This is a genomic window from Thermococcus pacificus (genome assembly GCF_002214485.1).
GTDB lineage: Archaea > Methanobacteriota_B > Thermococci > Thermococcales > Thermococcaceae > Thermococcus > Thermococcus pacificus.
Genome location: NZ_CP015102.1, coordinates 1,414,392 through 1,438,775 on the forward strand (window position 1 = coordinate 1,414,392; position 24,384 = coordinate 1,438,775).

Consider the following 24,384-nt stretch of genomic DNA (forward strand, 5'->3'; position numbering starts at 1 on the left):
TCGGTGATACTATGAAGGCCGAAATCAAGAACCTCATTGATAGGGGCACTTATCGAAAGCTCCCGCTCTTTGAGGGCGAGCTGCCCGAGGGGAGCTACGCCCAGATAGTCGAGGTCAAACCAAATCAAACCGTCAAAAAGCACTATCATGAGCGCCAGTACGAGCTGTTCTACATAATAAGCGGTGAGGCGAGGCTAGGGATAGGGGAGACCGAGTATTTAGCAAAGCCCGGCGATATCTTCCTCGTCAAGCCTAAAACAGTCCACTGGGTCGTCAACGAGAAGGATGAGCCCTTCAGGCTCTTCGTGGTTAAGCTGAACTACTACGGCGACGACTCGGTGTGGCTGGATGAGTAGGCTGGTGAGAGTATGGCCGAGCGTGTCATAGGAATCCTCGGCGGCATGGGACCTTTAGCAACGGCCGACCTCTTCAGGAGGATAGTTGAGAAGACCCCCGCGAAACGCGATCAGGACCATCCGAGGATAATCATCTACAACAACCCGAAGATACCGGACAGGACAGCGTTCATACTTGGACAGGGTGAAGACCCAAGGCCCGAGCTGATAGCCAGCGCGAGAAAGCTTGAAGAGTGCGGTGCCGACTTCATAATAATGCCTTGCAACACGGCACACTTCTTCGCAGAGACTATACAGAGGGCTATACGCATTCCCCTCGTCAGCATGATTGATGAGACCGCTAAAGTTGTTCGGGAAATGGGCCTGAGAAAAGTCGGCCTCCTTGCCACCGATGGAACCATCAAGGGACTCGTCTACCACAGAGCGCTCCTTGAACACGGCGTCCAGATAGCGGTACCGGACAAGACCAACCAGGAGAAAGTTATGAGGGGCATATACAAGGGGGTAAAAGCCGGAAACCTTGAACTGGGGAGGAAGCTTCTCCTCGAAGTGGCCAGGCGGCTGGAAAGGCGCTCCGATGGAATAATAGCGGGCTGCACCGAGGTGAGCGTGGCGTTGAGGCAGGAGGACTTGAGCGTCCCCCTGATAGACCCGATGGACGTGATAGCGGAAAAAGCTGTGAAGCTTGCCCTCGGCCTTGAGGACTTTTAAATCCACACCTTTTTCTTGAAATAGACCAGCATGCCAACCGCTATCACCAACATAGCGAGCAGAACCACAGGGTAGCTGTAGCGCCAGTAGAGCTCTGGCATGTAGCGGAAGTTCATGCCGTAGAGGCCGGTTATGAAGGTAAGCGGGATGAATATCGTTGAGACCACCGTCAGGATTCTTATGATGTCGTTGGTTTTCATCGATATGGTCGAATAGTAGAGTTCCACGAGGCTGTTGGCGAGTTCGCGCTGTCCCTCGAGGATTTCGAGGACTTCCATCACGTGACCGTGAAGCTCCTCGATATAGGGCCTGGTTTCCTCGCTGAAGAAGCTCGTCCCCTCCAGTTCGAGCTTCCTGAAGGCCTCGAGGAGCGGGAAGACGGTTCTCCTCATGAAGAGTATCTCCTGCCTTATGCTATGTATCCTGCGCAGAACGGTCTCATCCCCCTTTGATAGTATCCTCGCTTCGAGCTCCTCCATCCTGGAGCTTATCCTCTCTATTATTGGCACGTAGTTCTCGACTATCGCCTCGAGGAGTGCGAAGAGGAGGTAGTCAGCGCCACGCTCGCGGAAGAGTCCCTCCCCCTCGCGGATGCTCTCTCTTATGGGGTCGAAGACATCTCCGGGAATCTCCTGAACGGTGACGAGGAGGTTGCCCTTGAGGAGGAGACCTATGCGCTCCCTCTTCAGCCCGCCATCCTTCTCGTATATCTGGTGGAGCAGGACAAAGAGATAGTCCGGGAAAACCATCACCCGTGGCCTTCCGGCGCCCCTCTTGAAGTCCCTCACGAGAACCTCGTGGATGCCGAGGACTTCCTTGAGCTCCGGGATGAGGGAGACGGTATCCACGTTCACCCAGACGACGTCGTAGCCCGTTATTTCAAGGACTTCCCGAATATCGGAGAGCTTCCCGCTCATGAACCTATCCTTTGAATAGGCTATCACCGTTATCCGCGGCTTCTCCGGTTCCTCACCCATTCGATCACCTCAGTCAGGGAAATCAATCACCACCCCAGAGTGGAGCTTGTGGAAGCGCTCGCCGTAGGCTTGGAGGAAAGCAGCTTCAGCCTTCAATCCGGTGCAGTGCCCGGTGTAGACCTCCTCGACTCCGAGCTCCAGGAACTCCCTCACTGTCCTCTCGATGCGTTCCTCACTCGCGTCGATGAGGTGAAAGCCTCCAATGATGGCCTTAACCCTCTTCTCGCCTGTGAGCCTTATCGCGTGCTTCACTATGCTCACTATGCCCGCGTGGCTGCAACCGCTCACGACGACAAGACCTTCTTCGGTTTTTGCGACAAGGCTCGTGTCGTCGAGGAGTTCATCTTTTATGACCTTTCTGCCTCTCAGGGTGTAAACCTCCAGATTGGCCTTCTCAAAGTCCTCGCGCCCCCTTATCTCGCCCGTTGAGTATAGATCCTCAACTATCTCGATGAGTTCAGCAGTGAAATAAAGCTCCGCCAGCTCCTCAATCTCATCTCTCCTGAAGGGTATCCCGACGCTCCTTAAGTAGGGCTTCGTGATGAAGTGCTTCCTGAATATCTCGGGGTGCGCTATGACGGGAATCCTCCTCCCGACCGCCTTGAGGATTCCCAGAAGGCCGCCGGTGTGGTCGTAGTGGCAGTGGCTCAGGAAGATGTAGTCGATGCTCCCGGGCTCTATTCCGAGGAGCTCCATGTTGTGGAGAACCGGCTCGGCGCTCTGCCCCGTGTCGAAGAGAATCCTCTTCCCGCCTTTTTCAACGAGAAAGCTGACGCCGTGCTGCGCCAGAAACGGGCTTTCATAGCCAGAATAGTCCTCGACGAGGACGGTTACGCGCATGGGTTTTTCACCGGAAGGATTAGGACAAAGAAGAAGTTATAGTTTTCGCCGAAACCCCTTAAAACCCTCCCCCGAAATTAGCCCGGTGGTGAGTATGGAGATAGGTGTCGTTGGAAAGCCAAACGTTGGGAAATCGACGTTCTTTTCGGCGGCTACACTCGTTGACGTCCAGATTGCCAATTATCCCTTCACGACGATAGATGCGAACGTCGGTGTCACCTACGCGATAGCTGAGCACCCCTGTAAGGAGCTCGGCTGCACCCCGAACCCGCAGAACTATGAGTACCGCGAGGGGAAGTCTCTAATCCCGATAAAGATGATAGACGTCGCAGGTCTCGTCCCCGGTGCCCACGAGGGACGGGGTTTGGGTAACAAGTTCCTCGATGACCTTAGGATGGCGTCGGCTTTGATCCACGTGGTCGACGCGACCGGAAAGACCGACGCCGAGGGGCAGCCGACGGATCACCACGACCCCGTGGAGGACATCGAGTTCCTTGAGAGGGAGATAGACTACTGGATATACGGCATCCTGAGAAAGAACTGGGACAAGTTCTCCAAGCGCATCAAACTCCAGCACCTCAAGCTCGCCCAGGCGATAGCCGACCAGCTGACGGGGATAGGCGTGACCGAGGAGGACGCTTTCGAGGCCATCCACAAGCTCGGCCTCGACAACGACCCGACGAAGTGGAGCGACGAGGACCTCTTCAACTTCGTCCGCGAGCTGAGGAAGGTGAACAAGCCGATAATCATAGCCGCCAACAAGGCTGACGCGGCCGCCGACGCTCAGATAGAGAGGCTCATAAAGAAGGGGAGGAGCAGGGGATACATCGTCATCCCGACGAGCGCCGCCGCGGAGCTCACGCTGAGGAAGGCAGCCAAGGCTGGATTCATCGATTACGTTCCCGGTAGTTCGGACTTCAAAATCCTCAAGAAGATGAGCCCGAAGCAGGAGAAGGCGCTGGAGCTCATCAGGGAACGCGTTTTGAACAGGTTTGGCTCGACCGGCGTGCAGGAGGTCATAAACACTGCCACATTCGAGCTTCTCAACCTCGTCCCGGTCTACCCGGTGGAGGACGAGCACAAGCTCACCGACCAGTTCGGGAACGTTCTGCCGCACGTCCACCTTCTCCCGAAGGGTTCGACACCACGCGATCTTGCCTACAAGGTGCATACCGACCTCGGGAAGACCTTCCTCTACGCGGTCAACGCGAGAACCCACAGGCGCGTTGGCGAGGACTACGAGCTCCAGTTCAACGACATAATAAAGATAGTCGCGACCGCGCGCTGAGCCAGAGGAGTTTTCTTCTATTTTCTTATCCCCGCTATCCATCATGTTCTTTCACGGATCAGCTCCTGGTAGAGCCGGGGTTCCACATCCTTTTCGCTAAGACCGAGCTTCCTCGCCACTTCCCAGATCTCGCGCTTGGCCTCGGCCACATCGTCGGAGATAACCTCGATGTCAAGGAAGCCGCCGAGACCTTCAACCTCGCTCAGCTCGAAGGTAACCCTATTTAGCCTGTAAACGAGACGGCGCTTCCTAACGATGACATCCTCTTTATAGCCGAGTCTTTTGAGGATCTCAACGGTAGTCTCGAAGTCCGAGACCTCGACCTCGAGCTCGTCAAACTCCTCGTTTCTTCCAGGGTCAGCTATGCGCTTGTACGTGAGAAAAGTCTTCCCGAGGTTGGGGATACGTCTAACCCTAAGCAACTCGGGTAAGGGGATGGAGAAATAGACGTCTTCCTGTACTTCCTCGCGGACGAACGATGCACCGAGGGCTTCTATTACAGCCCTGAGGGAGTTGAAATCCACACGGAATTTGACCTCTATCTCCATCATACGTTCACCAGAAAGCCCACGAGGTCTTTTCCCTTGCCGAACTCGTCTATGTGCATTACCTCAACCCTCTTGAGCGTCGGGAGGACCCTTATCGTCTCGTCAACGAACCGGTTAAGCTTCTCGGAACTCTCCTCCCCTATGAGGGCTATCACCCCGCCCTTACCGCTCCTGGCTACGGCCAGAACGTTCGGGAGCAGGGAAAGGGTTTTTATTATGTGTTTGACATACCTCTCGAGGAAGTCCTCGATTATGGGCGTCTCTGCTTGAATGTAGACGACGGCCAGGGCACGGGGTTGGAGATCCTCGCCGAGGACGATGGTGTACTTATCGATTACGTTTCTTTCCTGGAGCTTCTTTATCCTGAAGTGTATCGTCGATTCGGGCCTGTTGAGTCTCTCGGCTATCTCCGATATTGTAAGCCGGGCATCCTCCTTAAGTACCCGAAGGATCGCCCTGTCGAGGTCATCGAGCTGTACCATATCAACTCCTCCAACGGGGGTATACCTCGTTCTCAATTCCAAGAAGGTCTAAGATTTTTCCAATTATAAAGTTTATCATATCGTCCAAAGTTTTGGGCTTTGTGTAAAATCCTGGAGAAGCTGGCATAATTATCCCCCCAGCTTGTGTAACGGCCATCATGTTCTGCAGATGTATTAAGTTCAGGGGCGTCTCCCTGACCAGCAGGATAAGCTTTCTGCGCTCTTTAAGGGCCACATCGGCGGCTCTGGCTATCAGGTTGTCCGCGTAGCCGCTGGCTATCGCGGAGAGGGTCTTCATCGAACAGGGGGCTATCACCATCGCGTCGAAGGGGTTCGAGCCCGACGCTATTGGGGCGAAGAGGTTCTCCTCGGTGTAGTCTGGCTTAAAGTCCACTCCGGTCTCATGTCTCACAACCGCCAGACCTGTTTTTGACGCTACTGTCACTACCTCGTGTCCCAGCTCCCTGAGAACCTCTATTAGCCTGAGCCCGTAGACGGCCCCGCTTGCCCCGGTTATCGCAACTATCACCTTCATCCCGTGCACCGAACTGATTACGCGCCCCAAGTTTTAACGTTTTCTGGGTTTTCCTCCGTCGGTAAATTTTTATACTGTTCAGAGTACCACTTAACGGCTGATTCGTATGGAGAAGGGAATTCCCAGTGTGCTATTGGAGAGCGCGGTTCGAATCGTTAAGGAACTCGGGGGAAAAGCCCTCGTCGTCCTCGAGGACGTGAAGCCCGAGGAGCTCCCGGAGGTTGACGTTACCGTCGTCATAGTCGGTTCTTCCTTCGATGTAGAGAACGAGAGGGTGAAGAGAGTCTCCATCCCCCAAAACCTCGACATCCATAACGTCCTCAACCTCATATCCGCCTTCCTGATAGAGCACAACATCCTCGGAGAGGGCGATTCTTTCGTCTACGTGACCAGACAAACCATCGGAATCAAGACCGTCAAGAAGAGCCTCTCAGCGATGCGCGGATTCTTCGCCCAGAACCAGAACGTTCTCCAGAGGCTCCTTGAGATAGCCATCGAACTCAGCATAGAGGGCCGCGAGGGAACTCCTGTTGGGACGATATTTGTCATCGGAGACACGAGGCGCGTCCTCAGGCACTCGCACCAGCTCATCCCAAACCCCTTCAAAGGCCACAAGGTGAACGTCCTTGACAGGGACAGCAAGGAGATAATCAAGGAGTTCGCCCAGCTTGACGGGGCGTTTGTAATCAGGGAGAACGGCAGGATAACGGCCGCTGGAAGATACCTTCAGGTCGAGCCGAGAGTGATAGACCTCATGCTTCCCCCAGGCCTCGGGAGCAGGCACATAGCGGCCGCGGGCATAACCAAGCTCACGAAGGCTATGGCAATAAGTCTCTCCGAGAGCGGCACGATAAGGATATTCAAGAACGGGCTCATGCTGCTCGAGTACAACCCGAGGATAAAGTACTGAGCGGCTCCAGTTCTTCAGGTATCACGCTTTTAGTCATCCTATTCCCATATCATGAGATGAACGAGCGAGAGACCTCTGGAGAGCTCGATGGTTTCACTGTTCTCCATTTCACCGCCCCCTGTGCCTCGGATTCCTTTGAACCTCAAGGACGTGGCCTATTCTCTTCTTGGCGTACCTCCTCCGCTTCCCAGACCTTAGCCTCTTCATCTCCTCTATCGTGCGGTTGGGGGGCATGGAGAAGATAGAACATGAAGCCGTAGGCCCCGAAAACAATCGCTGTACCGAGGATTTGATCGATGTTCATAGGTGCACCTCAACGGACGAGATATTGCACTGCAGCACTAAAAAAATTTGGGGTCAGACCGTGAATATCCTTATCGTGTTGGTCCCAACGATCTTGCCTATGGGCGTTCCCTTGGTCAGCAGCACAGTGTCATTCTCCTTGACCAGCCCGAGACTCCTGATGACCCGCAGTATCTCCTCCTCGCTCGTCTCCTCTACGGTGAACGGGTAGACGCCGTAGGAGAACATCAGCGTGTTGCCGACCCATTCGTCGGTCACGAAGGCCAGAATCCACTGCTTCGGTTTGAAGCGAGAGATGAGTCTGGCTGTCTCACCCGTCCTAGTCGGTGTGAGGATGTACTTGATATCTATTGAGTTCAGCGCCTCAATGATGCTCCTAGCTATGGCGTCCTTTATGGTCCCCTTTCTCTGAACCCTGCCCTTCCACTCGCTCATCTTGAGCTCGACTATGCGGGCAGACCAGAGGGAGTCGCGGTAGGCCTCGGTCGTCTTCGCTATCCTTGCCATCATCCTAACTGCATCGACTGGGTATTTCCCCACTGCTGTCTCCTCTGAGAGCATAACCGCGTCGGTGCCGTCGAGGATGGCGTTGGCGACGTCGGTGACCTCTGCCCTCGTGGGAAGCTTCTCCTCGGTCATGCTCTCGAGCATCTGAGTGGCGGTTATGACGGGCTTTCCTGCGCAGTTGGCCTTGTGTATCAGCTTCTTCTGGAGGATGGGGAGCCTCTCTATTGGCATCTCAACGCCAAGGTCGCCCCTCGCTATCATTATTCCGTCGGCGGCGTTCAGTATCTCGTCGAAGTTCTTGACCGCGTCGGGGCGCTCTATCTTGGCCACGATGAACATCCTGGCATTCCGCTCCTCCACGAAGCGCCTCACCTTGAGAACGTCGTAGGCAGAGCCGACGAAGCTTATACCGACCGCGTCAATGCCGTGCTCGAGGGCAAACTCTATGAACTCTAAGTCTTTCTCAGTAACAGCATCGATGGCCATCCTCGCCCTGGGGACGTTTATGCCCTTGTGGGAGAAGAGCGTTCCGCCGACGAGAACCTTACAGATGACATCCGGTTCTCTAACCTCCTCAACGCGGAGCGCTATGAAGCCGTCGTTGAGGTATATGATGTCCCCCTTGGAGACCAGCTTTGGAAAGTCCTTGAACTGGACGGGAATGACCCCCTCGTTGCCCACAACGTCGCGTGTTGTTAGGGTTACAGTCTGCCAGCGCCTCAGAACCACGGAACCCCCTGCTATCTCGCCGACGCGTATTTTCACTCCTGGCAGGTCGCCCAGAATGGCGACGGGCCTGTTGAGCCTCTCTGAGACGCTCCTGACGAGCTCTATCGTTCGGGCGTGCTGCTCCAGATCGCCGTGGGCAAAGTTTATGCGCGCGACGCTCATGCCTGCCTTTATCATGGCCTCTATCGTTTCTCTCTTGAGGGATGAGGGGCCTATCGTGGCTATGATCTTCGTCTTGTGTGATGGGAGCCTCATAATCTTCCACCCCCTACCCCTTCGGGATGGTTCCTAATAACCTTTGCCAAAAGGCTTAAGAATTAGGGCGCCCTAATTAATCCGGTGATGGTATGAACCCGCTCGAGGTCAAGGTTCTCGACGAGGAGGGGAAGGAGCTTCCCCTGAAGGACGCCGTCCTCGGAAGGTGGACGGTTCTATACGTCTATCCAAAGGACAACACGCCCGGCTGCACGACCGAGGCGAAAGAGTTCACGGAGCTTTTGCCGGAGTTCGAGAAGCTGGGCTTCCAGGTTATCGGCGTCTCAAAGGACTCCGTGAAGAGCCATCTGAAGTTCAAGGAGAAGCACAACCTGAAGGTCAGACTCCTCAGCGACCCCAACGCGGAGCTGATAAAGGCCCTCGGAGCGTGGGGCAAGAAGAAGCGCTATGGAAAGGAGTACGAGGGCGTTATAAGAAGCACCTTCATCCTCAACCCTGAGGGCGAAATCGTGTGGAAAAAGATCAACGTCCGCGCAAAGGGCCACGCCGCCAAGGTGCTTGAGGAGGCAAAGAAGCTCGTGAGAGCAGAATGATGAGGAGATAGTAACCGCAATCTCTCCGGAGGAGCTTGGGAAATCGCCGAGAAGTCCAGCGCCCGGGTTAGCCTGACGGTCGAGAATGTGAAGCCCTTCCATGGGATACCCCGGTATAGGGCGAGGATCGAGGGGCCCGAAGAAGAGGTCGAACGCTTTATGGAGAGGCTCATGCACGCGAGAGCTGGAGGCTGAACTGGCCTTTCAGTCCTGGTGCTTCTCCCCTTCCTTTTGTCTCAGGGTCAGCTCCGACCACTCCACCGCCCTCTTGAGGTTTATGAAGCAGGAGTCGCAGTAGCCGGGGTAGCGTGAGTCCCACTCCCCCATGCTCGAGGGGGAGTTCATAACGCAGTCGTTGGAGCAGTGCTCGAGGCCGAAGCCGTGGCCTATCTCGTGGAGGACGCCCTTAAGAACCCTGTCCTTGAAGAGGGTGAGCTGCTCCCTGACGTTCCTCTTGAGCCTGGGGTTCGGGTTCTCACTGCCCGCCATCTCCTTCAGCATCTCGTTGAGGCCCTCCGGCTCAAAGGGCTTCATGGAGAGCACCATTATCCTCAAACCGAGCCTCGTCTCGTGGATTCCAAGGAACTTCTCGTAGAAGTCAAAGTATGGATTCCTCGAGACGAGCGGGAAGGTGGTAATGGCGAATATCTTGTTCATTGCTATGTCCGGCCTCTCCTCTATCTCCTGAAGGAGCCGCGCGTGGAGCACGTCAATCAAGGCTTCCAGCGGGTAGACCCTTATTTTCCCCTCGGGGGTGTTGAGGTTGATGAGGTAGCCCGGCTCGAGCTTCAGTTTATCGATGTAGAGGAACCTCATGGGTATATCGTTCTCGTGGAAGAAGCGGTTGGCCTCGTCAAAGACCGTGAAAACTACCTCGTCTATAACCTCCTTCTCCATGAAGTTGCCGACGTAGGTGAAGGCTATGAACTCCATGATTACACCACAAAGGGAGACCCTTTCAAACTTATTAAGTTTTTAGGTGATTCTTTAGAACCTTGAACCGCAAACGTTTTTAAGCCCCGTTCGGAGGTTCCATGGGCGATGGCGTCCGCCCGGGCTTCGAGCCGAACCGCCCTCATGGGCTGATGACGCCTGTTCTCCGCTAGAAAATTTGGGAGGCGGTAGAATGGGCTCGAAGCTTTACGAGCTGAGACGCTACATCAACGTAAAGGGTATTCTGGACTACATCGAGGAGAGACGCCACGATGACGGTGGCTACTGCTTCGTGAGCGTTCTGGACGACACCAACGTGAACGACACTTACTACGCGGTTAAAATTTATGACCTCCTTGGATTAGAGGTTCCTAACGGGGAGAAGACAATAGAGTTCTTTGAGGAGGCAATCCAGCCCCAGACCGCGGTCGTTGCCATAGCGATGGCGTTAGAGGGACTTGCCCTCCTTGGGGCGAAGGACGTTGCAGTGGAGCACACCGACATCGTGTTCACGAAATACAACCCTCTCGAAGGTAAGTTCGCCGTCGGCCTCGGCGGCAGCGAGGAGTTTGGAACGGCGACACCTCTTGAAGCGACCTACTGGGTCGTTAAGGCGTTCAGGGCTATTGGGTACGAGTTCTCTCCGGAAGAAAAAGAGGCCATCAGGGAGTTCGTAATGCGCTTTAGAAACGGGAACGGCTACGGGGTGAAGCAGCCGACGACAACGATGACTTACCAGGCCCTCTATACCCTCAACGCCCTCGGCTACATGCCGCCGAAAAGCTCGCACTTTAAGAACTGCGAGCTCTGCGGTGATTGGGGCGGCTTTACTGAGGTTCCCTACAGCCTTCCTCCGTACCTTGAACCGACTTTCTATGCAACCCGGGGACTTGAGCTCCAGGGAGAGATGCCGTCCTGTCCGAAGAGGCACGTCTGGTTTATACGCCAGCTCCAGAACTCCAACGGCGGCTTCAGGCGTTCTTTGGAGCTCGGCATCTCAAACTTCCAGAACACCTACAGGGCACTGGCAGTTGTTGAAGCCATGGGTCTCAATCTTTTTAAGGACACCTGAAGCGTTAGGGACGGGGATGGGACGTGAATGCAAGGATAATCATAGCAATCATGACAGGCGGGGCGCTTGGGGCCCTCACAAGGTTCTATCTGTCCGGAATACTCCCCGTTTACAGAGACTTTCCCGTGGGGACGCTCCTCGTCAACAGTCTCGCGAGCCTCATCCTCGGCTACCTCTACGGCCTCATGTTCTGGGGACTGGACGTTCCAGCGGACTGGAGGGCATTCTTTGGGACGGGCTTCTGCGGCGCTTTGAGCACGTTCTCGACCTTCTCTTACGAGACGTTCTCGCTCCTGCGCGAGAGGGAGTACCTGATGGCGGGCATAAACGTCGCGGCAAACGTTATAATCACCATTGCCTTAGTATTCGTGGGATTTATTCTCGCCCGGAGGTGATTGAATGGTCGAGGTCGAGCACTGGAACACCCTTCGCCTTAAAATCTACATCGGCGAGAACGACCGCTGGGAGGGGAAGCCCCTCTACAAGGCGATAGTTGAAAAGCTGCGGGAGATGGGCATCGCCGGGGCAACTGTTTACCGCGGCATCTACGGTTTTGGTAAGAAGAGTCGTGTTCACTCCGCCGATGTCATGAGGCTATCAACCGATCTGCCGATTGTTATCGAGGTCGTGGACAGGGGCTACAAGATAGAGAAGGCGATATGTGAGATAAAGCCCATGATAAAGGACGGCATGATAACCGTTGAGCCCATCATAGTGGTCTGGGTCGGCACCTCTGAGGAAGTTAAGAAGTTCGAGGAAGACGCCATAAGGGAACTCTGATGAATATTCCTACGCCCCCTCGGTCAAACTAGAACACCCGTTAACTTAATAAGGGGATAATGAGAAATGTTATGTTGAATGGGATAGACATAGAACAAAACGTTAATGCCGTGGGGGCGTGGAGATGCTTGCGCTCGAATTTGAAATCCCGATGGAACGCTTTAATCAAGTCATGGACGCGATCGTCTGGAACGACGCATCTATTGAGTGGGTGTACTACAACGAAAAGAGGGGCAGTGCAGTCTTTAGGCTTTCTGTACCCAGGGAATGTTTGGAATGGTTCCTCCTCCGCCTGGCCATGGCGGCAGGCCCCCTTGAGGTTACCATCACCGAGACAGAGCACCAGAAGACCTACATCCATGAGGCCTTTTTGATACATTTAAACACTGTCTCCGGCGGCTATCCCGTTGTGGTGCTCCTTGAGTACTACAGGGGTGTGTTCTACCCGACGGACATAACGATAGTCACGCTCCCGAACCCCCCTCAAGAGCTTATAGACTCCGTCATGAACCTCACCATCGGGCGGGTTCGGCTGTCCACCGCCAGCCATGTTGGCCGCTCTGTGAGCAACAACACCCTGATAATGCGGCTTAAGACAGGTGTAGCAGAAAGGACTTATACGGAGCATCTTCTGACAGTTGGCTGATCTGCGGGAATCCGGTAATATTTTAATCAGTTCCGCCAATTCTCTCCGGAGGTGTTCACATGCTTCACCACGTCAGGCTGATTTACGCAACCAAGAGCAGAAAGCTGGTGGGCAAGAAAATCGTCCTGGCCATCCCCGGCAGTATAGCGGCAGTCGAGTGCGTCAAGCTCGCGAGGGAGCTTATAAGGCACGGCGCGGAAGTCCACGCCGTCATGAGCGAGAACGCGCAAAAAATAATCCACCCCTATGCGATGGAGTTCGCCACTGGAAACCCGGTCGTGACAGAGATCACCGGCTTCATTGAGCACGTTGAGCTCGCTGGAGAGCACGAGAACAAGGCCGACCTCGTTTTAGTCTGTCCAGCGACGGCAAACACCATAGGGAAGATAGCCAACGGCATAGACGACACTCCAGTCACTACTGTTGTAACGACGGCCTTCGCCCATACACCGATAATGATAGCCCCTGCAATGCATTCTACAATGTATGACCACCCAATAGTCGTCGAGAACATAGAGAAGCTCAAGAAGCTCGGCGTCGAGTTCATAGAACCGCGCTTCGAGGAGGGCAAGGCGAAGGTGGCTTCAATAGACGAGATAGTCTACCGCGTCATCAAAAAGCTCCACCCGAAGACCCTCGCCGGAAAGCGCGTTCTCGTCACAGCCGGCGCAACGAGGGAGTACATAGACCCTATTCGCTACATAACCAACGCGAGCAGCGGGAAGATGGGCGTTGCTCTCGCTGAAGAGGCCGAACTCCGTGGCGCTGAAGTTACGCTCATAAAGACGAGAGGGAGCGTCTCAAGCTTCGTCGAGAACCAGATAGAGGTCGAAACGGTAGAGGAGATGCTCGCGGCGATAGAAAACGAGCTGAAGGCAAAGAAGTACGACGTTGTCGTTTTAGCCGCCGCTGTAAGTGACTTCAGGGTGAAGGAGAAGGCCGACGTCAAGATAAAGAGCGGAAAGCCCCTAACGCTCGAACTCGAGCCGACACCGAAGATAATAGACCGCGTTAAGGAGCTTCAGCCAGATACCTTCCTCGTCGGCTTCAAGGCGGAAACCGGGCTGAGCGAGGAGGAGCTGATAGCGGCGGCCAGGAAACAGATCGAGAGGGCTGGAAGCGACCTGGTTGTTGCCAACACCCTCAGCGCCTTTGGAAGTGAGGAGAACGAGGTCCTGCTCGTCACCGGAGACTCCGTTAAACGGCTCCCTAAGATGGGCAAGCGCGAACTCGCGGAGAGGCTCTGGGACGAAATCATTTCGATTCTCTCATGAAAAATTGAAACTTTTTTATATTTTAACCAATTCTTTCTAAAATCATTCGGGATGATAGCATGGTAGCGTTGGATGAGTCGCTCCGTGCACAGGGGTAACCATAACCGCCCTCGCGGATTCCTCCATCAACCTGCAGCTGAGGGCCAGGGCGAAGACAGAGAACTACCGGACGGCCAAGGGCGACCTCACGAAGGGTATCTACGGGCTCTACACCAGCGAGGGAATTGAGATACCATCCCCACAGCTGGACGTGCACATCAATGGCACGGAAGGATGAATCCGTTCTCACATTTTTGATCAAAATGTTTTTGAAGTTCCCCCACCTAATTCAGGTATTGATTTATAGCTCGATTAAACATGTAACGACGTGAGGCATATGCCAGTAATAGGTGTTACAGGTCCAGAGGGGGCCGGGAAGACTACCCTCGCCATCAACATCGGAGGATACCTGGCCGTTAATGGAGCCAGGACGCTCCTCATCGACGCGAACCTGTACTTTCCCGATATGAGCTTCTACCTGGATATGAGGCCGAACTACCCACTCCACCTCTACCTCGAAGATCACGAGATGGACATAGAATGGCTGGTGACCCCCCATGAAGGTCTCAAAAACCTCTACTTGATCCTAGGCGAGCCGATGAAGCCAATACAGAGGCGTTACTCCTTCAAGCTCATGACGTTCCTCATAGCGTATCTCCGCGAGCACTACGGTGTGATAATCGTGGATTTTCCCCCAGGGCTTCCAGTAGAGCCCCTTCCAATCATTCCCGAGATAGATCACCAGATCTTAGTCATTGACCCCACAATTGTCCCACTTCGGAACCTCAAGATGTGGGTCGAGTCCCTGATCATAAAGTTCTCCCACATGGGGGCCGAGAAGCTGTGGGTACTCATAAACAAGCCCTTGATTCCAGAGAAGAACCTCATAGAACTCGAGGACTTCATAGTCGATGAGCTGGGGATTCCTGTAATAGGAACGATCCCCTACGATGTCGAAATACACGAGTCCACACGCACGGGCACCCTTCTCTGCGAGATGTGGGAGATGGAGAACCCTGTCTCAGAGCTGGCTTACTCGATCGAAGAACTTTTCTTGTAATGTCCGAAATTCTCATAAACTCCCCTGACATTGTCCAAACGGTGGTTCTCATGAAGAAGATAGGAATAATAGGTGGAACGACACCTGAGTCGACCTGCTACTATTACCAGAACTACATAAAGATAAGCCGCGAGAAGTTCGGCCCCTTCACTTTCCCGGAGCTGATAGTCTACTCGATAGACTTCGAGGAGTTCAAGAACAACCCCCGCGGCTGGGAGGGCAGGAAGGAGATGCTCATAAACGCGGCCAGGGCCCTCGAGAGGGCCGGGGCGGAGATAATAGCCATGTCCGCGAACACGCCGCACATAGTCTTCCCTGAGGTTCAAAAAGCCGTGAACGTGCCGATGGTTAGCATAATCGACGCCCTCATCGAAGAGATGAAGCGCAGGGGCGTTAAGAAAGTCCTCCTCCTCGGTACCAAGACGACGATGACGGCTGACTTTTACAAGAACGCCCTCAGGGAGGCTGGCTTTGAGGTAATAACGCCGAGCGAAGAGGAGATAGACGAGATCGACAGAATAATATTCAGCGAACTCGCCTTCGAGAACCTGAAGAGCAAGCCCTACCTAATAGAACTCGTCGAGAGGTACGCAAGGGAAAAGGGCATCGAGGGGGTAATCCTCGGCTGCACCGAGCTCCCGCTGGCGATAAAGCCCGGCGATGTATCCGTTGAGGTCTTCGACACCGCCGCCATCCACATGAGGAAGCTCATCGAACTCGCGGCCGAGTGATTTTTAAGCCCTTTTCTTCCCCTTCCTTCAGGTGAGAGAGATGGAGATCAGGGGATTCCAGGAAATGATTAGAGACATCTACTTCCACAAGGACTCCAAGCGCGGCGTTGACAAGACCTTCCTCTGGTTCGTGGAGGAAGTCGGCGAGCTGAGCGAGGCCATAAGGAAGAACGACCGCGAAGCGATGGAGGAGGAGTTCGCCGACGTTCTGGCGTGGCTCGCGAGTCTGGCGAACCTTCTTGGCATAGACATCGAGGAAGCTGCAAAGAAGAAGTATCCGGGAGCGTGCCCCTACTGTGGGAAGAACCCGTGCGAGTGCGAGGAGAAGCTCTGAAATGAAAACTCAAAGGAAGAATTAAAAGGTCAAAACGGCTCTACCGTCCCTTCGACCGGGTTTGAGGCGTTTTCAGATGGCAGCGATATGGCCCCGAGCAGTATTATAAGGCCCCCCACCAGCGAGTTGAAGATCAGCGATAGAATGGCCGGTATCAGAATCTTGTCCTTTGCTTCTTTGTAGCGCCCTTCGTCTATCAGTTCCAAAGCACTCTTTGCCCTTAAGTGAGTCCATATGGCGATGGCCAGTGGAATCCATGCGACCACTATGCCGAGTCCGAAGCTGAACACTACTATTACCAAGAACACCAAAACACCGATTACCAGGTTTATTATGTCGCCTATGTGTATCAAATTTCTTGCAGAGCTGGGGTCACCCATGGTATCACCGGTGATAGTTCGTCTTTCGTGTATAAAAATTTTGTGCTTTAAAGAGCTTAATAGAGCGCTGATGTTCATAAGTGTGGACGTTAAGATAGCCATCTAAACGAAAAGACTTTTATACTTCGGCGGGCACTATTCTATGCAGTAAACCGAGGTGGTGTGCATGCATGAACTTGTGGAGTTCGCCGTTGAGAAGGCCCTCGAGCTGGGGGCTTCCTACGCGGAGGCGCGCTTTGAAGAAAAGAACGGCACTTCTCTGACAATGAAGAACGGCTCTCCGGAGGGCCTGGAGGTCCTAGCCGAGAAGGGCATGGGCATAAGGGTTCTCGTGGACGGGGGCATGGGCTTTGCAAGCACCAACGTTCTCACGAAGGAGAGTGTTGCCGAGGCGGTGAAGAGGGCCGTGAAACTGGCCAAAGCGGCCTCCCGCGTTAGGAACGAGCCGATTCGCTTTTCCGAGGAAAACTTCCACCGCATTTCATACAAGGTCAAGATGAAGAAGGACTTCCGCGACGTTTCTCCCGAGGAGAAGCTTGAACTCCTCAGGAAAATCGAGGAAGAAGTAAAGGCCACCGGCGTGAACGTGCCGATGCGCTTCATAAGGTATTATGACCAGGTGTGGCACAAGATAATAGCCAACAGCGATGGAGCGTTCATCGAGAGCGTTATCCCGCGTATCTCTACCACCTACAACCTCGTCGTCTTCGAGAACGGCCAGATGGAGCAGGCGCCCTTCGTCCAGAGGGCATTCTCCGGCGGCCTTGAGCTAATCGAGAAGGACGAGCCATGGAAATGGGCCGTCAAGGATGTGCAGGCTCTCAAAAAGCTCATCTACGAGGGCAAGAAGCCGCCCGAGGGGAAGGTCGACCTCGTCATAAGCCCTGAAGTGGCAGGCATAGCCGTCCACGAGAGCGTCGGGCATCCATACGAGGCCGATAGGATACTCGGAAGGGAAGCCGCTCAAGCGGGAGAGAGCTTCGTCAAGCCGGAGATGCTCGGCGAGAGGATTGGCAGTGAAGTCGTTACCGTCATAGACGACCCGACGATACCCAACAGCTGGGGCTTCTACCTCTACGACGACGAAGGTGTGAAAGCCCGCCCGCGCTACCTCATACGGAACGGAATCATCACCGAGTTCCTCACCAACCGCGAATACGCGGCCAAGCTCGGGCAGAGGTCGAACGCAGCGGCCCGCGCCATCAACTACAACCGCGAGCCAATCGTGAGGATGGCAAACACCTACCTCGCGCCTGGTGACCACTCCTTTGAGGAGCTGATTGAAGATATCAAGCTCGGCGTCTACATGGTGAGCTTCAACGAGTGGAACATCGACGACCGCAGGTATCAGCAGAGATACATCGGCAGGGAAGCTTACCTCATCGAGAACGGCGAGATTAAGCACCCGGTGAGGAGGCCGATTCTGGAGATAACCACGAGGGCACTCTGGAGCAGCGTTGATGCCGTCGGGAAGGACGTCGAATTCTATCCTGGAACCTGCGGCAAAGGTGAGCCAGGACAGGGCGTCCCGGTCTGGATGGGTGGAGCGCATGCAAGACTCAGGGACATACCGCTTAGGAGGCCGTGAGGTGGTGGAGATGTTTGACGTTAACGAACTCATCCTGAAGAAGGCCAAAGAGCTCGGCTTCGGCGACGTCGTCGTTCTCTCCCACGAGATGAACAGGAGGCAGGTCCGCTTTGCCAACAACGAGATAACAGTGGCGAAAAACTGGCACGAGAGAAAGGTCGAGCTCTTCGTCGAGCTGGAGAAGAGAATAGCCGGGACGACGATAACCGAACTGAGCGAGGAGAACATCGAGCGCACCCTCAAGACGCTCCTGAGCAACATGAAGGGAATGGCACCCAAGGAGGACTACTACGGAATAGCGGAGGGCCCGTTTGAGTACAGGGACATCCCGGAGACCTTCGATAAAGCCATCGTCGAGCTCGACGAGCCGAACGAGTACGTGGAGAGGGCAATAAACGCGGCCCTTGAGGAAGGTGCCAAGAGGGTAGCGGGAGTCCTCTACACCGACCACGACAGGATTTACCTCACCACGAGCAACGGCGTGGAGGCCTTTGACGAGGGAACAGGGATAGAGATAAGCGTCAGGGCATTCATCGGCGACCTCGAGAGCGGCCACGGGACGAACTCCGTAAGGGTTCTCAAGAAGTTCGACCCCGAATCGGCCGGAAGAAAGGCCGGGGAGATAGCGAGCTTGGCGAGAAACCCGGAGCAGGGACCTGAAGGGAAGTTTGACGTCATCTTCGACCCATTAGCGTTTGCCAACCTGCTCAGCTACATGAGCTTCATGACGTCAGCTTACGCCGCCGAGGCCGGCTTCAGCTTCCTCGTCAACAAGCTCGGCCAAAAGGTTGCGAATGAGATAGTGACAATCAAGGACGTCGGCAACATGCCGAACGGCTACGGGACCAGAAAGTTCGACGACGAGGGCGTTCCCACGAGGGAAACGGCGATAATCGAGAACGGAACCTTCAGGACGTTCCTCCTCAACACGAGCCTGGCGAGGAAGTACAAGACCGAGACAACGGCCAACGCAGGTTTAATAATGCCGCACGCGTGGAACATCGTCCTCGAGCCGGGTGACTACTCGAGGGAAGAACTGTTCAGCGAGGTCAAGCGCGGCATCTACATAACCAACGTCTGGTACACGCGCTTCCAGAACTACGTCACCGGCGACTTCTCCACCATCCCGAGGGACGGAATATTCCTCGTCGAGAACGGCGAGCTTAGGCCGATAAGGAACATCCGCGTCAGCGACAACCTCCAGAACATACTGGAGAGCATAGCGGCCCTTACCAAGGAGAGCCACCACGTCCACTGGTGGGAGGTTGATACGCCGGTTTCAACGCCCTACGTTCTGGTGAAGGATGTTGGGATAACGAGGGCGACGAAGTGAGCCCTTTCCCTTTCTTTTTGCCATTATTCATTGACGAAAAATCTTTATAACCTGACACCAGAGCTTGTGCAGAGGGCTCTAGTGGCGGGTGAGATTGGTGTTGGAAATACTAAACGTAATCATGCGGTTTCTCACGTGGGGTTTTGCCACTTATAGATGGAGAAAGAGGGGCGAGTACTTCATGCTCCTACTGAGCATCGCCCTTTGGATGGATTTCTTGGCGGCTCTTACCCAGAAGCAAGTACTCTCCGATTTCGGCCTAAACCCTAACTTAGCTTCCCTGATACCACTTATGTCGCTCATGGCAGTGTTTGAGGGCATTCTCCTGATTGCCGCATCTCTTTCGCTTCGGGATCGAATTAAGACACTGTGGGGCCAGTTTTTGCTCCTTGCCTGCGGTATCGCCGGCCCAACGTATGTCCTGCTTACAGTGCTCCTTGACGCTTCACCCCTGGTCATCACGGCGTTTCCAGTCCCATTCATGGGCGTTTCCCTCATGTTCCTCGGCTATTCCTTAATTAAAGAGGAAGTCGGTCTAAAGACGGTATCCACTCTCTTTCCCGTCGGGGCGTTTTTGCTGGGAGCCATCAACCTCACCTACCCTCTGACCGCCAGGACTTCCGTAGCAAGCTATTTCTACGGGTTGGGGGCACTTTTTAGGGCTATGATGTTCCTTGGAATGATGAGGTGCGCTTTTCTGACTGTGAAACCACCGGAGATGCCAATAACCGAGCTTCCCACCGGCGCCTTCTACTCGGACAGTGGGAGAGCCTTTGATATTCTCCTCCAGGAGATGCAGTCCAGTGGAAATGGGGTTCTCATCACAAGGAAGTCCCTGGAGGGCTTTAAACCAAAATTTCCGGTGTTCTGGATGACCAAGGTTGCGTCGGGGATGATAGGCGAGAACATCATAGCGCTCTCCCCAACCAATATAGGCATCCTCATAGACCTCGTCAAGAGGCACCTCGAAAAGGGGCATTCCCTCGTAGTGATCGACTGTTTTGAGTACTTGATGGTGGAGAACGGCTTTGAAAACGCGTTCAAATTCCTGCTCTCCCTGAAGGACACCGTCGTGAAGTACAACGGAACCCTCGTTGTGGTAATCGAGCCTTCTGCATATTCCAAGAAGCAGATGGCGATGCTGATGAGGGAGTTTGAAAGGCTGGACATCTAAGGCACGCGTTCTAATCACCTTTTACTTAGATGTCTTGGCTCGACATCACCCAGGACACTGATGCTCTGCATAACTTTGAAGGCCAATCCTATCCCTGGGAGAAGCACTGCAAAGGCCAGCCTCGCCTTTTGGAGTCCCATGCGGTCAACGGCGAACCCGTAGAGGGTGTAGAAGGTAGCCATCACAAGGGCGGAGAACATCATGTCGAGAGACGTTATCGTTGCACTCTTCTCGCTCGGTATCCTGTGCTGGAACTTTGCCCGATTCTTTTTCTTCTTTTATCCGAACAGACCCAGCGCCGGGCCAAGGGTTATCGCCATGCTGAACAGCCCGCCGAGGAGGAGGGCCAAAAACGCCCTATTCTCCTCCACCGCGAGTATATAAGCCGCTAAAGCACCGGTCCATACGCCGGTTCCAGGGAGGGGAATCGCTACGAAGATGAAGAGGCCCCAGAAACCCCACTTCTCGACGTAGGGGTGTGCCTTTTTCCTCACTCTCTCGACGTAGTAGAGGTAGAGGTGAGCTATTTTCCTCAAGGGGGTTCTCTCAAGCCAGAGCATAACGCGGTCTATGTATGGAAGGACTGCAGGAAGGATGACAGAGAGGAACAGGACGCCGAGGGATGCCGCTAAGAGCGTCTCCCACAGGGAATACCCCCTTCCTATGCTATAGACTATCGCGTAGCGTCCCTCGAATGTCGGGATGAGCGAGAGCAGGAAGACCTGAAGGAACTCATTCAACGTTCAGCACCCCCAGTTTAAGCGCATTCACGACGGCGCGGTAGTAGGGGAGCCACCACTCTTCGGTCATCTCGACCAGCAAGGCAACCCACGGCCCGAGGAACGCTGAAAAGAGCACGTCGCTGAACCAGTGGGCGTGGAGGAAAAGCCTTGAAAGGCCTACTCCAAGCGCCCAGCCCCACCAGAGCGGCCAGAGCCTCTTCCAGCGTCTGCTCAGGAAATACGCAAGCACGGCAGCCCTTGTTGTGTGGCCCGAGGGGAAGGCAAAGTAGTCAGCGTTCTTTATTGCTTCGAACAAACTCCAGTGAACCTGAGCCTCTCCAGGCCGGGGGACACTGGTTAGAACCTTTAACAGGCCCACTATGACCATAGAGACCGCAATACCGGCGGTTAGTTCAAGGGTGAACCTGCTTAACCTCCCCCTTTCCTTGAAATCCCACAGGAGAAAGAGAAGGATGTAAACGGCAGTGAGGGCGAAGCTCGCCGTGTCCGTGAAGGCACTGGTCAGGGGCCCGCCCGAAGGAAGGACCGAGTTCACCCACTCGTTTACCCCGCTAAATGCTCCGGTTATCTGCAGGGTCAAGAGGGCAAAGAGCGCGAGCGTGAGTGCCAGGAAACCTCTTTTGTGTTCAGACTTTGCCATGGCACCCTAAAAACGGTCGGGGCAGTAAAAAAGCTTTTCCTTGTCGAACTCCTGAGTTAGATAACCCCTGCCGCGTAGAGCGCGTGGTAGGTTTTGAGCAGCGCGTTCTGAACCTTTTTCGGCCCGAAGGTTCTGACGGCCCTTCCGAGGCCTTCGTTGTAAATGCGCCTCATTATGAAGTCGGTCTCACGATTGAGGTTCAGCTTCTCCTGATTCTCAAGGTAGAGCCTCGCGATCTCGGCAGGCTCGCGGTAGTTGAGGCCCTTTAGCCACTTGAGCGGAATCCCGTCGTCAAAGCGCTTTATGACCTCGAAGCCTATGATCGTGACCTCGTCGTCCCCGTAGAGCTCGCCGTAGATCTTGCTGAGCTCCCCCAGGAGTTCTTTGACATCGGAGAAGCCGTCAAGCTTTGCATCTTCGTTTGTCAGCTCTTTTACCTTCTTTTTCTCCACACGGGTTATCCTGACTTTGGCTACTGCAGTGTCGCTCGGGGTCACCACTAGATAGACCTCGCTCCCGGGCTTCGCCTCGTAGTCTCCGTAGCGTACCGTTGTCACCTTGTCGCCGCGCAGGATTCTCGACTTGTAGGCGGAGTCAATCAGCATGAACTTCCTTATCTGAACCGCCTTCGCTTTCCTCCTCAAGCTTCAACCCCCTCAGGATTTCTGGCAGCTCTTCCAGCGAGCTTATAGTGAAGTCCGCGTAGTCCAGGTACTCCAGCTCCCTGTCGGCGTACTTCCCGTATTTAAACCATACCGTCCTCATGCCGACCTGCTTCGCCCCGTATATATCAGAGTAAAGCCTATCGCCGACCATTATGGCCTCGCCTGGCTCGACCCCCATCTTCCGGAGGGCTTTCCTGAATATCTTCGGGTGAGGCTTCTTGACACCGAGGTGGTCAGAGATGAAGACTCCCCCAAAGTACTCATCGAGCTCCAGGCGGAGTATCTTCTCCCACTGCTTTATCGGGTCGCCGTCGGTGATGATGCCGAGCCTGTATCCAGACCGCTGAAGGTCAAGGAGGACCTGCCTGACACCCTTAACCGTCCGCAGGTAGGCGAACTTGGTGTTGTGGTACGAGATGACGCCCGCCGCTATCCACTTGGGGTTGTTCGGCAGGTCGAGGCGCCTGAGGAGGTAGTCAAAGTGCCTCGAAAAGTTGCTCCCGTACTCGCTTATAAGCTCCAAGAGCTCTTGGTAGGCAGTATCAAAATCAACGGGAAGGCCGTGCCTCACCATGTTCTCTATTGCGTTCCTCCTCGCCATCTCAGCCAGTTTGGTGGTATCCACGATGGTATCGTCTAGATCAAAGAACACAACCTTAATCATCCTCCCCCACCGAAGGCTTTTAGCTCAGGGAGTATTTAACCCTTCCCGATGTCGAGGAACTGCCCCTTCCTTTGAGAGGCCTCCCTCCTGGCCCAGCGCATGGCCTGGAAGTATTCGTCTTCTTCCATCAGCTCGTTAAGGTAGTCCTCCAGCTTCCACCCAAGAGCTGTCTCCGTGGTCGTGGCGAAGATGACCCTGCCCGGGTTGAGGGCTTTGACTGAGCGGATAACTTCTTTCAACTCCTCGTTGCTGAGGCCGTGCATTATGACGAACTTCCTGAGGTGCCAGTTGCTGGAACCGCTCAGTTCTCCGGCCTTCGCCACTATTTCGCTCACGACCCAGTCCCTGCAGTACTCGGGAACCTCAAAGACACCCAGCCCATCGAGGGATGCTCTGACGGCCTCCGCTTCATCCGGGCTGAAACCTACTAGAAGAACCTTCCCCATTACATCAGCCTCCTTACCCTTTCCATCAGCTTTTCCATGGCTTCTCCCGCAGGACAGCGCAGGAAAACGTCGGCTATGGGCGTTATTCCGCTCTCCTCCGGGTTCACCTCGATGACCTTTCCCCCGGTTTCCTTGACGATCTGGGGTATGTAGGCCGCAGGATAAACGACGCCGCTTGTGCCTATGACGAGGACGAGGTCGGCCCTCTCTGCGAGTTTGAATGCCTCTTCGAGCGTCTTCCTAGGGAGCGGCTCGCCAAACCACACCACGTCCGGCCTCAGGAGAGAGCCGCACTCCGGGCACTTCGGGAGGTCTTTCTCCTCCAGAAACTCATCAAGCCTGCCGCTCTCCTTGAGGTTTTCCCTGTAGGAACAGGAGGTGCACCTGACCCTGAAGATGTTGCCGTGGAGCTCAATGATTCTCCTGCTTCCGGCTTCGCGATGGAGGTCGTCGACGTTCTGAGTGATGACCGCCTTGAGGATGCCCATCTCCTCAAGCTCCGCCAGGGCGTAGTGTGCCCTGTTGGGTTTTGCATTCCTTATCAGCCCCATCCTCCACCTGTAGAAGCTCCAGACGAGGTGTGGGTCCTTCCTGAACGCCTCGGGAGTGGCCAGCTCCTCGGGCCTGTGCTTCTTCCAGAGGCCGTTGAAGCCCCTGAACGTCGGAACCCCGCTTTCAGCGCTTATTCCGGCACCGGTAAAAGCAATCGCAAACCTTGAGCGTGCCAGCAGTTTGGCGGCTTCCTCTATCATGGTTCCAACTATTCGGCATTCCTTAAAAATCCTGCCCGCCGTTTAGGAGACCAGAACTGGTTCTCGAATAATCTTTTAAGAAGAATTCATATTTTCGTGCGAGAGTTTAAATTGTATCCATGGGCACATTCAGGA

Annotated in this window: 32 protein-coding genes, 1 pseudogene and 1 riboswitch; of the genes and pseudogenes, 18 read left to right on the top strand and 15 right to left on the bottom strand. The window is 54.6% G+C overall.

Going from position 1 to position 24,384, the window contains the following annotated elements; genetic code table 11:
* The first annotated feature begins 11 nt into the window (after positions 1–11).
* A complete protein-coding gene (locus A3L08_RS07755; RefSeq protein ID WP_088854469.1) occupies positions 12–356 on the top strand; it encodes a cupin domain-containing protein in 345 nt (114 codons plus the stop codon).
* A gap of 12 nt (positions 357–368) precedes the next feature.
* Positions 369–1,067: a cysteate racemase gene (locus A3L08_RS07760; RefSeq protein WP_088854470.1), complete on the top strand. Its 699-nt coding sequence runs from the start codon at positions 369–371 to the stop codon at positions 1,065–1,067.
* On the opposite strand, the gene corA is transcribed toward A3L08_RS07760, so the two are convergent.
* Together corA and A3L08_RS07770 are read right to left on the bottom strand one after the other, a co-directional pair.
* Entirely contained in the window at positions 1,064–2,044 is a 981-nt protein-coding gene (corA, locus tag A3L08_RS07765; protein ID WP_088854471.1) for a magnesium/cobalt transporter CorA, read from the bottom strand. The genes A3L08_RS07760 and corA overlap by 4 nt on opposite strands.
* A 9-nt stretch (positions 2,045–2,053) precedes the next feature.
* Complete coding sequence (locus A3L08_RS07770) at positions 2,054–2,884, bottom strand: MBL fold metallo-hydrolase (protein ID WP_088854472.1); 831 nt, start codon at positions 2,882–2,884, stop codon at positions 2,054–2,056.
* Between the two features lie 94 nt (positions 2,885–2,978).
* Here A3L08_RS07770 and A3L08_RS07775 point away from each other — a divergent pair, with 94 nt between their 5' ends.
* Complete coding sequence (locus tag A3L08_RS07775) at positions 2,979–4,172, top strand: redox-regulated ATPase YchF (protein WP_088854473.1); 1,194 nt, start codon at positions 2,979–2,981, stop codon at positions 4,170–4,172.
* 41 nt (positions 4,173–4,213) lie between these two features.
* On the opposite strand, the gene cyaB is transcribed toward A3L08_RS07775, so the two are convergent.
* From cyaB to A3L08_RS07790, 3 genes are read right to left on the bottom strand one after another with little or no spacing between them, the layout of a single operon-like run.
* On the bottom strand, positions 4,214–4,720 hold the full coding sequence (cyaB, locus tag A3L08_RS07780; protein ID WP_088854922.1) for a class IV adenylate cyclase: 507 nt from the start codon (positions 4,718–4,720) through the stop codon (positions 4,214–4,216).
* A complete protein-coding gene (locus tag A3L08_RS07785) occupies positions 4,720–5,202 on the bottom strand; it encodes an Lrp/AsnC family transcriptional regulator (protein ID WP_088854474.1) in 483 nt (160 codons plus the stop codon). The genes cyaB and A3L08_RS07785 overlap by 1 nt, the downstream gene beginning before the upstream one ends.
* 1 nt (position 5,203) lies before the next feature.
* A complete protein-coding gene (locus A3L08_RS07790) occupies positions 5,204–5,737 on the bottom strand; it encodes a UbiX family flavin prenyltransferase (RefSeq protein WP_088854475.1) in 534 nt (177 codons plus the stop codon).
* A gap of 106 nt (positions 5,738–5,843) precedes the next feature.
* Here A3L08_RS07790 and A3L08_RS07795 point away from each other — a divergent pair, with 106 nt between their 5' ends.
* Positions 5,844–6,647 (top strand): DNA integrity scanning protein DisA nucleotide-binding domain protein, encoded by an 804-nt coding sequence (locus tag A3L08_RS07795; RefSeq protein ID WP_088854476.1) that lies wholly within the window; start codon positions 5,844–5,846, stop codon positions 6,645–6,647.
* Positions 6,648–7,004: 357 nt separating this feature from the next.
* On the opposite strand, the gene pyk is transcribed toward A3L08_RS07795, so the two are convergent.
* Complete coding sequence (pyk, locus tag A3L08_RS07805; RefSeq protein ID WP_088854477.1) at positions 7,005–8,441, bottom strand: pyruvate kinase; 1,437 nt, start codon at positions 8,439–8,441, stop codon at positions 7,005–7,007.
* 92 nt (positions 8,442–8,533) lie between these two features.
* Here pyk and A3L08_RS07810 point away from each other — a divergent pair, with 92 nt between their 5' ends.
* Positions 8,534–8,995 carry a peroxiredoxin gene (locus A3L08_RS07810; RefSeq protein ID WP_088854478.1) on the top strand — a complete coding sequence of 154 codons (462 nt, stop codon included), beginning with the start codon at positions 8,534–8,536 and terminating at the stop codon, positions 8,993–8,995.
* 87 nt (positions 8,996–9,082) lie between these two features.
* Positions 9,083–9,190: a TIGR04140 family protein gene (locus A3L08_RS10260; protein WP_335755206.1), complete on the top strand. Its 108-nt coding sequence runs from the start codon at positions 9,083–9,085 to the stop codon at positions 9,188–9,190.
* A gap of 9 nt (positions 9,191–9,199) precedes the next feature.
* Here A3L08_RS10260 and A3L08_RS07820 read toward each other — a convergent pair whose 3' ends face one another.
* Positions 9,200–9,928, bottom strand: a complete 729-nt coding sequence (locus A3L08_RS07820) for a zinc metalloprotease (RefSeq protein WP_088854479.1) — start codon at positions 9,926–9,928, stop codon at positions 9,200–9,202.
* Between the two features lie 95 nt (positions 9,929–10,023).
* Positions 10,024–10,097: riboswitch (Fluoride riboswitch) on the top strand.
* 24 nt (positions 10,098–10,121) lie between these two features.
* On the opposite strand from A3L08_RS07820, the gene A3L08_RS07825 reads away from it, so the two are divergent.
* From A3L08_RS07825 to A3L08_RS07865, 9 genes and pseudogenes are all read left to right on the top strand, one after another.
* The gene (locus A3L08_RS07825) at positions 10,122–11,000 is read left to right on the top strand and encodes a prenyltransferase/squalene oxidase repeat-containing protein (protein ID WP_088854480.1); all 879 of its coding nucleotides are present in this window, start codon (positions 10,122–10,124) and stop codon (positions 10,998–11,000) included.
* A 23-nt stretch (positions 11,001–11,023) separates the two neighbouring features.
* Positions 11,024–11,395: a fluoride efflux transporter CrcB gene (gene crcB / locus A3L08_RS07830; protein ID WP_088854481.1), complete on the top strand. Its 372-nt coding sequence runs from the start codon at positions 11,024–11,026 to the stop codon at positions 11,393–11,395.
* Between the two features lie 4 nt (positions 11,396–11,399).
* Positions 11,400–11,780 (top strand): DUF190 domain-containing protein, encoded by a 381-nt coding sequence (locus A3L08_RS07835; protein ID WP_088854482.1) that lies wholly within the window; start codon positions 11,400–11,402, stop codon positions 11,778–11,780.
* A gap of 118 nt (positions 11,781–11,898) precedes the next feature.
* Positions 11,899–12,426 carry a hypothetical protein gene (locus tag A3L08_RS07840; RefSeq protein ID WP_198362105.1) on the top strand — a complete coding sequence of 176 codons (528 nt, stop codon included), beginning with the start codon at positions 11,899–11,901 and terminating at the stop codon, positions 12,424–12,426.
* Positions 12,427–12,485: 59 nt separating this feature from the next.
* Positions 12,486–13,700 (top strand): bifunctional phosphopantothenoylcysteine decarboxylase/phosphopantothenate--cysteine ligase CoaBC, encoded by a 1,215-nt coding sequence (gene coaBC / locus A3L08_RS07845; RefSeq protein ID WP_088854484.1) that lies wholly within the window; start codon positions 12,486–12,488, stop codon positions 13,698–13,700.
* A gap of 82 nt (positions 13,701–13,782) precedes the next feature.
* Positions 13,783–13,977: pseudogene (locus tag A3L08_RS10170) on the top strand (mechanosensitive ion channel family protein); the annotation flags it as partial.
* Between the two features lie 99 nt (positions 13,978–14,076).
* Entirely contained in the window at positions 14,077–14,799 is a 723-nt protein-coding gene (locus A3L08_RS07855; protein WP_088854485.1) for an AAA family ATPase, read from the top strand.
* Between the two features lie 50 nt (positions 14,800–14,849).
* Complete coding sequence (locus A3L08_RS07860; protein WP_088854486.1) at positions 14,850–15,530, top strand: aspartate/glutamate racemase family protein; 681 nt, start codon at positions 14,850–14,852, stop codon at positions 15,528–15,530.
* Positions 15,531–15,570: 40 nt separating this feature from the next.
* Positions 15,571–15,864, top strand: a complete 294-nt coding sequence (locus A3L08_RS07865; protein WP_088854487.1) for a MazG nucleotide pyrophosphohydrolase domain-containing protein — start codon at positions 15,571–15,573, stop codon at positions 15,862–15,864.
* Between the two features lie 29 nt (positions 15,865–15,893).
* On the opposite strand, the gene A3L08_RS07870 is transcribed toward A3L08_RS07865, so the two are convergent.
* Positions 15,894–16,244: a hypothetical protein gene (locus tag A3L08_RS07870; RefSeq protein ID WP_088854488.1), complete on the bottom strand. Its 351-nt coding sequence runs from the start codon at positions 16,242–16,244 to the stop codon at positions 15,894–15,896.
* A gap of 166 nt (positions 16,245–16,410) precedes the next feature.
* Here A3L08_RS07870 and A3L08_RS07875 point away from each other — a divergent pair, with 166 nt between their 5' ends.
* The 3 genes from A3L08_RS07875 to A3L08_RS07885 all read left to right on the top strand — a co-directional run bounded on the left by A3L08_RS07875 (position 16,411) and on the right by A3L08_RS07885 (position 20,339).
* Positions 16,411–17,832: a TldD/PmbA family protein gene (locus tag A3L08_RS07875; RefSeq protein WP_088854489.1), complete on the top strand. Its 1,422-nt coding sequence runs from the start codon at positions 16,411–16,413 to the stop codon at positions 17,830–17,832.
* A 10-nt stretch (positions 17,833–17,842) separates the two neighbouring features.
* Positions 17,843–19,165 carry a TldD/PmbA family protein gene (locus A3L08_RS07880; protein WP_088854490.1) on the top strand — a complete coding sequence of 441 codons (1,323 nt, stop codon included), beginning with the start codon at positions 17,843–17,845 and terminating at the stop codon, positions 19,163–19,165.
* 97 nt (positions 19,166–19,262) lie between these two features.
* Positions 19,263–20,339: a DUF835 domain-containing protein gene (locus A3L08_RS07885; protein ID WP_088854491.1), complete on the top strand. Its 1,077-nt coding sequence runs from the start codon at positions 19,263–19,265 to the stop codon at positions 20,337–20,339.
* Positions 20,340–20,353: 14 nt separating this feature from the next.
* Here the strand turns inward: A3L08_RS07885 and A3L08_RS07890 are convergent, their stop codons facing one another.
* From A3L08_RS07890 to cobB, 7 genes are all read right to left on the bottom strand, one after another.
* The gene (locus tag A3L08_RS07890; RefSeq protein ID WP_088854492.1) at positions 20,354–20,542 is read right to left on the bottom strand and encodes a hypothetical protein; all 189 of its coding nucleotides are present in this window, start codon (positions 20,540–20,542) and stop codon (positions 20,354–20,356) included.
* Between the two features lie 75 nt (positions 20,543–20,617).
* Positions 20,618–21,079 (bottom strand): COG2426 family protein, encoded by a 462-nt coding sequence (locus A3L08_RS07895; protein WP_088854493.1) that lies wholly within the window; start codon positions 21,077–21,079, stop codon positions 20,618–20,620.
* Complete coding sequence (locus A3L08_RS07900; protein WP_088854494.1) at positions 21,072–21,722, bottom strand: phosphatase PAP2 family protein; 651 nt, start codon at positions 21,720–21,722, stop codon at positions 21,072–21,074. The genes A3L08_RS07895 and A3L08_RS07900 overlap by 8 nt, the downstream gene beginning before the upstream one ends.
* A gap of 56 nt (positions 21,723–21,778) precedes the next feature.
* On the bottom strand, positions 21,779–22,327 hold the full coding sequence (locus A3L08_RS07905) for an ASCH domain-containing protein (protein ID WP_088854923.1): 549 nt from the start codon (positions 22,325–22,327) through the stop codon (positions 21,779–21,781).
* Positions 22,317–23,051 (bottom strand): TIGR02253 family HAD-type hydrolase, encoded by a 735-nt coding sequence (locus A3L08_RS07910; RefSeq protein ID WP_088854495.1) that lies wholly within the window; start codon positions 23,049–23,051, stop codon positions 22,317–22,319. The genes A3L08_RS07905 and A3L08_RS07910 overlap by 11 nt, the downstream gene beginning before the upstream one ends.
* A 35-nt stretch (positions 23,052–23,086) precedes the next feature.
* Positions 23,087–23,497, bottom strand: a complete 411-nt coding sequence (locus A3L08_RS07915) for a DUF3783 domain-containing protein (RefSeq protein WP_088854496.1) — start codon at positions 23,495–23,497, stop codon at positions 23,087–23,089.
* Entirely contained in the window at positions 23,497–24,249 is a 753-nt protein-coding gene (gene cobB / locus A3L08_RS07920) for an NAD-dependent protein deacetylase (protein WP_088854497.1), read from the bottom strand. The genes A3L08_RS07915 and cobB overlap by 1 nt, the downstream gene beginning before the upstream one ends.
* Positions 24,250–24,384 lie beyond the last annotated feature (135 nt).